The following is a 12,540-nucleotide window of genomic DNA, read 5'->3' on the forward strand; positions in this document are numbered from 1 at the left end:
CAATTTTCCGTTTTAATATTTTCTGCACTGATAATTAAAAGGTTATTCAAAATGCTGCTACCTGACCCATAGGATTAACCCGCAGAATAGGGTGTTTGGCAAAGTACTTGAATTTATAGGGGTATAACCTTATGAAAAGTGCATCTTACATACAACCTATTATGCGCATGATACTTCCTCCGGAATTACATGCGTTTACCGATCCGCTGGTGTGGAAAGCAATCGGGTTGGATGTGATTTCCCGTTTGCGGGGAACCATACCGCCCGGAGAGTTGTAGAAAACAGTGTATTTGTTGCTGTTTTCCTCCGTAACCTTTTACAGGCGGAAGCGTTGGAGTATTTTGAGTGTCTGTATTACTATTATGAACCAACTACAGAGCCTCAAAATAAGCCTCGATTCCTTTTTGTACCAGACAGAGAAAATCCACCATCATCTGCAAAACCGGTCGGGTACGTTTGATCCGGGATCTATTGATCTGGACTATAAGCTGTATTGCCAGCAGTATAATGCCATACGGGAGTTTACCCATAACCTGCCCGGTGGCGAAACTATTGATATGCTGAAAAAGCGCATGGCGGGATTACCCGCTATTACAGAGTTTGATTTCAGGCATGAGCCTTCCGGCTTTTCACTGGATGTGATATTGCCTATTGTAGGCGAGTGGTTAAAAGATACATTTACTACCGGCAAACTACAGGAAAAGATGGAAGATATTTACCGGGGCTTACACACCATTCAGTTTATGTTGAAGGGGCTTACCAATTCGCAGGTGGCAGACTAAATAAAAACGGCAACCTAAAAAAGGTTGCCGCCAATGCGATTGCTGCCTGCAATCGTCTTTTTAAGGGGCCGTGTTTTACCTCAACTTATCTGCGTTGTTTCCGATGCTATAAAATCCTTTCTGTACCACGGGCCTTTTGTTGTTGGTAGTATTCGCTACATTCAATCGGGGGGATGCTAATTTTGTATCGTTATTCCCGATGGTGTAATAACCTTTCTGTACAGTAACGGTACCGGCAGATTGTTCAGCAGCTTTTGCCTGTGGAGAAGGCAGCTTAGCCGCGTTATTACCAATGGAATAAAAACCTTTTTTAATATCCTGTCTTTCGGTTTTATTTTCCTGGGCAGCTACTGTAAGTACGCTTACAGCAAGTATGCCTGCCAGAAGGAAGAATTGCTTTTTCATAACTGTTCAATAAAAGTATTTTAGAATAAGATCTATCGTGTTTTTATTACATATTATACCACTGGTGGTACCCCGTGCTTTTGTCGGGATAGTCCTGGCAGTAATTCCCCTGTAAAATGGGTTATGGTAATAAGAATCAGATCAGAAGCACGCAGTGTCTGATGTAAAGAGCGGCGGGAGGGCCGGCATCAGTCTGGCGGGTAAAGTGCTTAACTGTATAATTTCCTACGGAGATAGGAGAATAAGAAACAAAACGGTTGGTGGCAACACCGGCACGGGGCATTTTAATTTTACCCGGAGCAGGCGTATGGTGAGAATTTGCTTTAATACCCTGGCCGCCATCTTCCATAGCAACAAAGTTGCTATCGTCGTTAGCGCTGTCACCGGTGAAAAAGTAAGTAGAAGCATCAGAAAACGCGTCAGCCTCTGACCAGGGAGTATCGCTGGCTACACCTACCGTAAAGGAGAGGTATATCAGAGTTAATATAAAGGCCGACAATTTTTTCATAATACTCCGCAAATCTACGTTTGTTATCGGTGAACTGTATTGATTGAACTGTTAAAAACCGTAAAATGAAGCAAAACGCCTACCTTACCATATAGATTGTTTAAGGGATGCCGATAAGCAATCTGCTGCTAAACAACCGGTTATCACCGGTAAAGTTTCCTTACCGGTAACTGTTATTTTTTTGATAACTACACCCTAAAAGGAGTGTGTATCTTAGATAATTATGACGTTTTTCATCATTTCCTGCCTGATTACCCTTAGCTGGATCATAGTTTGTCTTTTTGTGCTGGTGGGTGCCAGGTGCATTTATTCCCTTAAAAATATCGTACCGCTTTCTGCTGACAGGGAACCTTCACTGGATATTATTATTGCGGTAAGAAATGAAGAAGCCGACCTGGCTAAAGCACTGCACAGCCTTTGCCATTTGCACTATCGCAACTACCGGCTGATAGTGGTAAACGACCGGTCTACCGACGGAACGGCTAACATACTGGCGGAATTTGCCGCCCGCTATTCCAACATAACCGTACACACAATTACCACTTTGCCCGAAGGCTGGCTGGGTAAAAACCATGCAATGTATTCAGGCGCAGGCATTTCGGAGGGGGAGTGGATACTGTTTACCGATGCAGATGTGGTATATCAGCCCCAGGCGCTCAACCGGGCCATGGCCTATGTGCTGGATAAAAAGCTGGATAACCTGGTGGTGTTTCCGGATATTATTTCCCGCTCAGGTATGTTCAATGCCATTAACGCCACCTTCCGCACTATACTGGAAACCCGTTTACGCCCATGGAAGGCCTCAGACCCGCAATCAAAAGCTTTTATTGGAATGGGCGCTTTTAGCATGGTGCGCCGGACAGCCTACTTTGCTTCGGGTACACACGATAAAATACGCCTGCGGCCGGATGATGATCTGAAGCTGGGCGAGCAGATTAAACAGGCCGGCTTTAAACAGGAGGCTTTGTATGGAGATACCCAGCTACAACTGGAATGGTATACCAGTGTACCACAGTTTGTGAACGGGCTGATGAAGAATATGTTTTCTGCGTTTGGGTATAATGCCTGGGTTGCTATAGCAAATGCGTTTGCTGTTTTGGCAGCGCTGGTGCTTCCGGTGCCGGTGTTGCTGATTGCCGGTAACTGGCCGGAGCAGATAATGGCATTGGTGATTCTGTTTTTCCAGTGGATCAGTTTTACATTCCGCCCGGCCATGAAAGCAAAATGGTGGTATGTATTTACCATACCCTACGCCGGATTAATTATGGCCTATATTATTTTCCGCAGCACATGGTTTACGCTTAAGCACAAAGGCATTTACTGGAGAGACAGTTTTTATTCGCTGGAGGAGCTGCGGAGAGGGTATAAATAACACCCATTGTTACATCATTTTCCCTGGCTGATGTAGTGCGTAGTAACATAATCTTCTGATCTTCAATAGAAGAAGTAAAAAATGTAGTGGTTTTGACGTACCGGCAAATAGTGCTTCTACTACCGGATCACTTCATTTTTGTAGCGGCAAACAAAATTGCTGCTGTATGAACAAAAGAAGAATGCGCGCTTCGCTGCTGGTAATGTTGTTATCCGGCGTGGCTCAGGCCCAGGATAGTACGGGTAGTAAAAAGGACGATTTCAATCTGCTTTTTCACACTCAGGCAAAGAAAAAAACAACTGCTGCCGTAGCTGAGCTGTATGACGCGGAGCTACAAAAAACGTTCTCCACATCTTTTCAGGGTATATTATCCGGTCGCGCTACAGGCGTATATACCATTCAAACCAATGGCGCACCGGGAAATGATGATGTGGGATTACTCATTCGCGGACAGGCTCCACTGGTAATGATAGACGGCACACCGCAGAGTTTTAACTCCATCAACCCGGAACAGATTGAGTCTATCACCATTCTGAAAGATGCGGTGGCTACCGCCATGATGGGCTTCAGAGGTTCCAACAGCATTGTACAAATCACCACCAAGAAAGGATACTCCGGTCCGCAGCGGATTGAGTTTACGGCTTTCTCCGGTTTCTCCAGACCTACCGTAAATCCAAAACCACTGAATGCCTATAACTACGCCACGCTGTATAACGAGGCGCTGACTAACGATGGCCGTTTACCGGTATACTCCCAGGCAGATCTGGATGCATTCAGAACAGGCAGTGACCCCATTGGTCACCCGGATGTGAACTGGCAGAGCGAGGTGATGAAAAAGCAATCTGCCTACAGCCGGTACGATCTGCAGATTTCCGGCGGCACTGAAATGGCCCGCTATTACGTAGATCTGGATTATCTGAGTCAGCCGGGCTTGTTTAAAACCTCCGCTGACAACTCCTACAACACCAACGCCGATTATAAACGATACATCTTCCGCTCTAATGTGGCAGTGGATTTTAACAAGTACATCAGCACCGGCCTGAACCTGTTTGGCCGCATTCAGAATACCAACCAGCCGGGTGTAACCACAGCTACTTTGTACAACAACATTATTAATATACCCGCCAATGCTTACCCCATCTTCAACTCCAACGGGTCGCTGGCGGGTAGTCAGGACTTTACTTCCAACATATACGGGGCCACGTATAAATCGGGCTATCGCCCGGGTTACGAGCGCGACTTTAAAGTAGATCTGTATGTAAAAGCAAAGCTGGATGGTATTACCAAAGGCCTGTGGATAAGAGGTGCCGGAGCTTTGAATGGCTACCTGCAACAGAACATTAACCGCAGCAAAGCAGTGGTGGTATATCAACAACGATACGGTGCGGCGGGTGATACCAGTTACAAACAATTTGGTACTACACAGGACCAGGCCAATGGCACCACCGCCGGCAGCCAGAACCGTTTGTTTTATACTGAACTGTCTATGGGTTACAACAACAGCTTTGGCAAAAACAATATAGATGTGCTTGTACTGGCTAATAACGATTACCGCATGATTAACTCTGATCTGCCGTATAATGTAAGAGGTGTTTCCGGAAAAGTATCCTACAACTACGACGGAAAATATATGGTGGATGTAGCGGCGGGGTATACAGGATCGGAGCGTTATGCTAAAAACCACCGCTATGGCCTGTTTCCTGCAGTGGGTCTGGGCTGGAACCTTACCAAAGAATCTTTCCTTGCCGGTAAAACCAGCTGGATTAATTATCTGAAACTGCGTGCTTCTTATGGTATCACCGGGAACTTTAACCCTGGTTACTATGCGTACAACCAATATTATATAACAGCACCGGATTACAACCTGGGTAACAGCCCCACTGCTGCACTTACCGTACGGCAGGGTGTACTGGCCAACCCTAACCTGAGCTGGGAGAAAGCGCAGAAGTTTAACATGGGTTTCGACGCTTCACTGTTCCGCAACTCGCTGGATATAACGGTAGATTACTTTAACGATAAATACTATGATCTGTTACAGCAGATTGGTAACAACACAGATATTACCGGTGCTAACTATGGCTTGCAGAATATTGGTAAAAACCGCTACTATGGTGTGGAGGTGCAACTGAACTATCACAAACAGGCAGGCGCTTTCCACTATTTTATAGCACCCAACTTTACGCTGCAACAGTCTGAAGTGGTGTATCAGCAGGAAGTATACAGACCCTACGATTATATGCAACGTACCGGCCGGCCGGTAAACCAGTTTTTTGGTTATGTGGCTGATGGGCTTTTCCAGAACGCCGCAGAGGTAAATGCAGCTGCCAAACCATCAGCTAGTTCTGTAGTAGCCGGTGATATCCGTTATAAAGATCTGAATAACGATGGGGTAATCAATGCCAACGATCAAACAGCTATCGGTACTACCGCTCCATTGCTGTATTACGGGCTACATATTGGCAGTGGTTATAAAGGGTTTGATATAGCAGTACTGTTTCAGGGTGCTGCCAACAGAAACATTTACCTGGGTAATAGCTACTACGAGTTTCAGGGAGGCCATGGCCAGGCTTTTGAGCACCATCTGGATCGCTGGACTCCGCAGAATACCGGTGCAATGTATCCACGTTTAGCAGTGGGTACCAGTTATAACAACCAGCAGGTTTCTTCTTACTGGGTACGATCTGGCAACTACACGCGCGTAAAAAGTATAGAGCTGGGTTATGCTTTACCTGCTACCATTACAAAACTGGTGCATATGCAATCGGCCAGAATATTTGTTAACGCCACCAACCTGTTCACATTCACTTCCCTGAAAGATGTTGATCCGGAAAATTACACCTACCTGTATCCCATACAGAAGATGGTAAACCTGGGCATCAACATTAAATTTTAAAAACGAGCTTATATGAAAAGGTATAGTATAGGAATAGCATTGATGCTGCTGATGGCTGGCTGTAGTAAAATGCAGGATGCAGGTCCGCTGAACCAGCTTACGGAAGGACTGGTGTTTGACAGCACCGACAGAAATGGCTTTTACGCAGAACAATATGTAAACGATATATATGCTTCATTACCCAACGGCTTTAACCGTATAGACGGCAACCTGCTGGATGCTGCTACGGATGACGCGGTTACCTCACAGGACGGAACCAACATAGACTTTTTAACCAAAGGCTTTTTAAACAGCAGCCTTAACCCCGATGATGCCTGGGCTAAAAACTATGCAGGCATAAGAAAGGTAAACCTGCTATTGGCAAAGATTGATGTGGTACCGGTACCGGCGAAGATACCCTTCTGGAAAGCGGAGGCGCGGGCGCTGCGCGCCCTGTTTTACTTTGAACTGGTAAAACGCTACGGCGGCGTGCCGTTGGTGGGCGATGCACTGCTGAACACAGATGCACCTGCTAATTTTAAACGCAACACTTTTGAGGAGTGTATTAATTATATAGTAAGCGAGTGCGATGCGGTAAAGGGCCTGGTTAAAACAGATCCGTTAAGCAGCGCAGATTACGGCAGAATGTCTGCCGGTGTAGTACTGGCTGTTAAAACCCGTACGCTGTTGTATGCAGCCAGCCCTTTATACAATGGCGGCAACACAGGCATTACCGCAGAACAGAAATTGGTACAAGGCTACGCTGCTTACGATGCAGAAAGATGGAACAAAGCGGCTGCCGCTGCCAATGAACTTATTACCGGTGGTAAGTTTTCGCTGGAAGCTACTTTCAATAACGTATTCATCAACCGCAAAAACGCCGAAGTAATACTGGCTTTTCTGAGGCCGGTAACCAGCGATCTGGAAACCAATAACGGCCCCGTAGGTTATGCAGTAGCCGGAAACGGTAATGGCAGAACCAGCCCTACACAAAACCTGGTAGATGCTTTTCCGATGAACAACGGACTGGCTATTACCGAAAGTGGTTCGGGTTATAGCGCTGCCAGCCCATACACCAATCGCGACCCACGCCTGGCCAACACTGTATTGTTTAACGGCGCCAGCTGGTTAAACCGTCCTTTACAAACGTATGAGGGTGGGTTAGACAAGCCCAATAAAAACACTACGCAAACCAAAACCAGTTATTACCTGCGCAAGTTTCTGGGCAACTTTGCTACACAGGCACAGTACTCTAACCAAAACCACAACTTTCCCATATTCCGCTATGCAGAAGTACTGCTGAGTTATGCCGAGGCTGCCAACGAATATTCCGGCGCGGGTACCAGCATTGCTTACACACAGTTAAAGGCCATCCGTAAAAGAGCCGGTATTGCAGCCGGTGCAGATAATAACTACGGCCTGAAAGCAAACATGACGCAGACTGAAATGCGCGAGGCCATTCGCCTGGAAAGAAGATTGGAAATGGCGTATGAAGAGCAACGTTACTGGGATGCGCGCCGCTGGAAAATTGCAGAGCAGGCTTTTAATACACAGTTAGGTGGTATGAAGATTACCAATACTGCCGGCGTACTTACGTATGAGAAAGTGCCGGTGCAACCTATACGCTTTACCGCGCCCGCTATGTATTTCTATCCCATACCATTCAGCGAACTCTCTAAAAACACAAATCTTATTCAAAACGCCGGCTGGTAAACCCCTTGTCTAATATGAAAAAGTATATCATTCTTTTATATAGCCTGCTGTTGTTAAGTATAACCTTGCAGGCACAGCAATATTCTGTAGGCGGTAAGGTTAGCAATGGCAAAGAAGACCTTGCCGGTGTATCTGTTTACGAAAAAGACCTGCCTGTCAACGGTACCTATACCGATGAGCATGGCCGGTTTCGCTTAATGTTAAAAGGCAAAAGCCATATACTGGTGTTTAGTATTGTAAACTACCTTAACCAGGAAGTGAATGTATCCGGTAAATCAGAAGTAGAAATAACCATGGCTACGGATACCAAAGGGTTGAACGAAGTAATTGTGGTGGGGTATGGTACACAGAAGAAGATTACTACTACCGGTGCGGTAAGCACTATTTCCGGTGATGCTATACGCCAGACACCTTCTGCCAGTTTGCAGAATACATTAATCGGCCGGGTACCAGGTATAGTAACCCAGCAACGCAGTGGCCGCCCGGGTAGTGATGGTGCAGATATTAAAATCCGCGGCCTTAGTACCTCTAACGGTAGCGGCGCTCCCTTGATAGTAGTGGATGATCTGGAATACACGGGTGACATCAGCGAGATTGACCCTGACCAGATTGAAACTTTTACGGTGTTGAAAGATGCGGCTACTACTGCGGTATATGGTATTAAGGGTGCCAACGGTGTTATTGTTATTACTACGCGCAGAGGTAAATCCGGAAGACCCTCTATTTCTTTCCGGTCTGAGTTGGGTTTACAAAAACCTATCTACCTGCCTAAGTATCTGGATTCATACAACGCAGCGCTGCTGGTAAACCAGGCGCAGGAAAATGATGGCAACCCGCTGAAGTATACACAGGAAGATCTGGACCTGTTTAAAAACGGAACAGACCCTTACGGCCACCCGAACATCGATTGGACAGAAACACTCTTACGCCATACCACCACCCAAACCCGCAATAACATAAACGTACAGGGTGGTACCGATAAAGCGAAGTATTTTTTAACGGGTGGTTATCTGTGGCAGAACGGTTTGATTAAAGATTTTGCCGCTTCCTCTGATATGAACAGTAATATCTATTACAAGCGGTATAACTTCCGCTCTAACCTGGATATTAAAGCTACCAGCTCGCTTACATTGAATCTGGACTTATCGGGTGTGTTCTCTGAGCGTAACAACTCTAACATTGGCGGACGTAATGCGAGAAACAACATCTTCTTCGAACTGAGCGATTACAACCAGCTGCCTCCTTTTGCGTATCCTATTTATAACCCTAACGGCACTTATGGCATTAACAGCAGCTACGCTGCCAGTAATAATAACATAATAGGTCGCCTGGCGCTGAATGGTTACAACCGCTCATTCGATAACGACTTAACGGCCAACTTCAAAGCCACTCAAAAGCTGGACTTTATTACAAAGGGTCTATCTGTAAGAGGGGTTGCCGGTTATAACGGACACTATCGTTTCTGGAGAAGTTTAACCAGAACCAACTTTCCTTCCTACAGCTATAACCCCAAAACGGGCGACTACACTATTTTCAACAGCAACTACTACCGTACCGATCTGCCATCGTTGGGGTATTACTCAGATGATCCTAACTCTTTCAAAAGATTAAACTGGCAGGCTTCCCTTAACTACGATCGTAATTTCGGTGGTCACCACGCGTACGGCCTGGCGTTGTACAATTCACAGTCAGATATTACCGGTGTAAATGTACCGGTAGGTTTTAAGGGATACACTTTCCGTTTAGGCTACGATTACAAACAGCGTTACCTGTTAGAATTTAATGCAGGCTATAACGGCTCCAGCAAGTTTACATCCGACAAACGGTACGCCTGGTTTCCGGCAGTATCTGCGGGATGGAATATTGCCGAGGAAGACTTCTTTAAAAAGAGTGTGCCTTTTATTGATCTGTTTAAGCTGAGAGGTTCCTTTGGTTTAACGGGTAGCGATTATATAGATCCGGACAGATTTCAGTATGTATATATACAGAACTACAACCGCAATGGCGCTGGCTATTCTATTGGTGAAGTAAGCCAGAACGTATTTGGCATTACCGAAGGCACGCTGGGTAATAACTCTACCTGGGAAAAAGAAAGACAAACAGATATTGGTGTAGACATCAATATGTTTAAAGGAACGCTGCGCATTGTGGCAGATTACTTCCGCAGGTATCGTTATGATATTCTGGTTTCGCGCCAGAGCGTACCTAACCTGATAGGTGTGGGGCTGCCGCCTTCTAACGTAAGCCGTATTCAAAACAACGGTTACGAAGTACAGGTTACCTATACCAACCATATTAAGGAGTTCAACTATAACATCAGCGGTAACGTATCGTTTGCGCAAAACAAAGTACTGTTTCAGGACGAGCCTAAACAGCCTTATCCCTGGCTGGCTACTACCGGCCACCCGCTGGGCAGCATCTTAGGCTTTAACCACCTGGGCTTTTATACACAGGAAGAAATTGATGATCCCAAGGTACCCAAGCCACTGGCTTCTGTAGGGCCTACCCGTGCCGGTGATCTGAAGTATGCTGATAAAGATGGCGATGGTTTTATTACTACCAACGACAGAATGGTATTGCCTTATCCCAACCTGCCCAGCACTATTCTGGGTTTAACGGTAGGCTTCAGTTACAAATCGTTCAGCTTTACTGCTACCGCACAAAGCGCGCTCAACTTTGCGCTGCGCGCGCAGGCAGAAGCGGTGAAGCCTTTTGTAAACAACCTGCGCGAAATTCATACACAGGCGTGGACACCCACCAATAATGTAAACCCCGCCTTCCCACGGCTTACTGCTGGTAGCAACATCAACGATCCGTTGGCCTATCCTTCTGATTTCTGGTTCAGAAGAAGTGATTACCTGCGTATTAAAACCGCAGAAATAGGATACGCTTTTCCAAAGAGCTGGATGCAGAAACTGAAGCTGAGTGGTGCCCGTATTTACGCCAACGGTTATAACCTGTTTACCTGGAGCCTGAAAGCGAAGAACATTTACGACATAGATCCGGAAACTCCTTCTGGTACGGATGGCGCCAACTTCTATCCGCAAACCAAGGTGTTCAACTTTGGCTTACAGCTTACTTTATAAGGAACGATTGTTTGAAACCAAAAATGAGAAAGATGAAAAAGTTATATATAGGGTTGATGGCAGGGGTACTGGCAGCGCAACTGTATTCCTGTACAAAGAGTGATATACTGGATGCGAAAACCAACACCGATCTTAATGAGGCTACCACCTTTGCGGATAGTGCGCGTACCATAGATTTTCTGTTTGGTATGTACTCCGATATTGCTTTCGATTTCAGCTTTAACCGCTATGGCAGTATTACTGCCGGCACTGCGGAAGCCTGCGATGAGGCCAACCACCGCCTCAACGGCGCTACCCAACCTTTTGTAATTATACTTACCGGTGGCCTGGCGCCCACGGTAAACAGTGGTACCAACCAGAACCCGTATACCAATACCTACGATGTATCGTACCGCAACATCAGAAGGGCGAATGTGTTTCTCTCGCATGTAAACGATTCTCCTATTTCCGCCGGACTGAAAGCACAGGCCAGTGCAGAAGCACGTTTTCTGAGAACCTGGTATTACTTTCTGGTTACCCGAAGTTTTGGTGGAATGCCATTGATAGGTGATAAGCTGTATGGTCCGCAGGATATTATTGATGTACCCCGTAACTCTTACGAAGAGTGCGTTAACTATATGGTGAGTGAGCTGGATGCTATTGCCAATGATTTACCGGTAGAGCATACGCCACAGAACTACGGCCGTATTACCCGCGGTGGTTGTCTGGCACTGAAAGCAAGGATATTACTGTTTGCTGCCAGCCCGCTGTTTAACGGTGGCAATATTGGAAAAACAGATGCGCAAAAGAAAGCAGTAGGTTATGCGGCTTATGATGAAAGCCGGTGGACCAAAGCCGCACAGGCTGCCAGGGCAGTGATTGATCTGGGTGCGTACTCCTTGTATGAAGACAATGCCACTGCACCCGGCTATGGTTTTTCCCGCGTGTTTTTGATGCGCAAGAACTCAGAATACATTGTGCATGGTATGATGGGGCCTAACAAAAGAATGGAAGGTGCACTGTGTGCTCCCTCCCGCGGCGTGGGTACGTTACAAACACTGCCTACCCAAAACCTGGCCGATGCCTTCGGCATGATAAACGGTAAGGCAATTACTGATAACACATCCGGCTACGACGCCAATAACCCTTACGTAAACCGTGATCCCCGTTTCGGATACACTTTATTATACAATGGTGCTGTGTGGTATAGTAATTCCACCGGCACCAAAACCCCCGTGTACACCTACGATGGTGCAGCCAGCGATGGGTACAGTGCTTTAAAATATTCCACCGGTTACTACTGGCGTAAAATGATGGATGAAAACGTAGCCAACAATGGAGGCCCTAACACCGAACGCTGCTGGCCACTGATCCGCTACGCGGAAATTCTCCTCAACTATGCCGAAGCCAGCAATGAAACCAATGATATCAGCACTGCCTATGAGCAGTTGAAAGTTATCAGAAGAAGAGCGGGCATTCAGGCAGGTGCTGATGGTTTATACGGATTAAAAGCCGGTATGAACAAAGACGAAATGCGTGCAGTGATTATGGCAGAGCGCCGGGTAGAGCTGGCGTACGAAGATCACCGTTACTGGGATGTTCGCCGTTGGAAAACCGCTATGGAAAACCAGAACGTAACACTGCTGGCGATGAAGATTGCCAAAGTGGGTGCTGGTTATACCTATACAAAGCTTCCTGTAAACGAAGGCAATGCGTACATCAATAGCAAGCACACGTTTGTAGAAGCCAATTACTTTTTCCCGTTACCACAAAATGAGATAAGCAAAGACCCTAACCTGATCCAGAACCCCGGTTATTAACCC

At 46.3% G+C, this 12,540-nt stretch carries 9 protein-coding genes; 7 read left to right on the forward strand and 2 right to left on the reverse strand.

Annotated features, from left to right (window positions below; translation table 11 throughout):
- Positions 1 to 131 precede the first annotated feature (131 nt).
- Together IEY13_RS27975 and IEY13_RS27980 are read left to right on the forward strand one after the other, a co-directional pair.
- On the forward strand, positions 132 to 278 hold the full coding sequence (locus IEY13_RS27975) for a hypothetical protein (protein WP_188958733.1): 147 nt from the start codon (positions 132 to 134) through the stop codon (positions 276 to 278).
- Between the two features lie 84 nt (positions 279 to 362).
- The gene (locus tag IEY13_RS27980) at positions 363 to 782 is read left to right on the forward strand and encodes a hypothetical protein (protein WP_188958735.1); all 420 of its coding nucleotides are present in this window, start codon (positions 363 to 365) and stop codon (positions 780 to 782) included.
- Positions 783 to 857: 75 nt separating this feature from the next.
- On the opposite strand, the gene IEY13_RS27985 is transcribed toward IEY13_RS27980, so the two are convergent.
- A complete protein-coding gene (locus IEY13_RS27985; RefSeq protein WP_188958736.1) occupies positions 858 to 1,187 on the reverse strand; it encodes a hypothetical protein in 330 nt (109 codons plus the stop codon).
- Between the two features lie 136 nt (positions 1,188 to 1,323).
- Positions 1,324 to 1,695, reverse strand: coding sequence for a hypothetical protein (locus tag IEY13_RS27990; protein ID WP_188958738.1), 372 nt, complete (start codon positions 1,693 to 1,695; stop codon positions 1,324 to 1,326).
- A 223-nt stretch (positions 1,696 to 1,918) separates the two neighbouring features.
- Between IEY13_RS27990 and IEY13_RS27995 the strand changes: the two genes are divergently transcribed.
- From IEY13_RS27995 to IEY13_RS28015, 5 genes are all read left to right on the forward strand, one after another.
- Positions 1,919 to 3,067 carry a glycosyltransferase family 2 protein gene (locus IEY13_RS27995; protein WP_188958740.1) on the forward strand — a complete coding sequence of 383 codons (1,149 nt, stop codon included), beginning with the start codon at positions 1,919 to 1,921 and terminating at the stop codon, positions 3,065 to 3,067.
- Between the two features lie 166 nt (positions 3,068 to 3,233).
- Complete coding sequence (locus IEY13_RS28000; protein ID WP_188958742.1) at positions 3,234 to 5,960, forward strand: SusC/RagA family TonB-linked outer membrane protein; 2,727 nt, start codon at positions 3,234 to 3,236, stop codon at positions 5,958 to 5,960.
- A gap of 12 nt (positions 5,961 to 5,972) precedes the next feature.
- Entirely contained in the window at positions 5,973 to 7,652 is a 1,680-nt protein-coding gene (locus tag IEY13_RS28005; RefSeq protein WP_188958744.1) for a RagB/SusD family nutrient uptake outer membrane protein, read from the forward strand.
- Positions 7,653 to 7,666: 14 nt separating this feature from the next.
- Positions 7,667 to 10,738: a SusC/RagA family TonB-linked outer membrane protein gene (locus IEY13_RS28010; RefSeq protein WP_188958746.1), complete on the forward strand. Its 3,072-nt coding sequence runs from the start codon at positions 7,667 to 7,669 to the stop codon at positions 10,736 to 10,738.
- A 32-nt stretch (positions 10,739 to 10,770) separates the two neighbouring features.
- On the forward strand, positions 10,771 to 12,537 hold the full coding sequence (locus IEY13_RS28015; RefSeq protein WP_188958748.1) for a RagB/SusD family nutrient uptake outer membrane protein: 1,767 nt from the start codon (positions 10,771 to 10,773) through the stop codon (positions 12,535 to 12,537).
- The last annotated feature ends 3 nt before the right edge of the window (positions 12,538 to 12,540 follow it).

Source organism: Filimonas zeae (assembly GCF_014641615.1).
Lineage (GTDB): Bacteria > Bacteroidota > Bacteroidia > Chitinophagales > Chitinophagaceae > Filimonas > Filimonas zeae.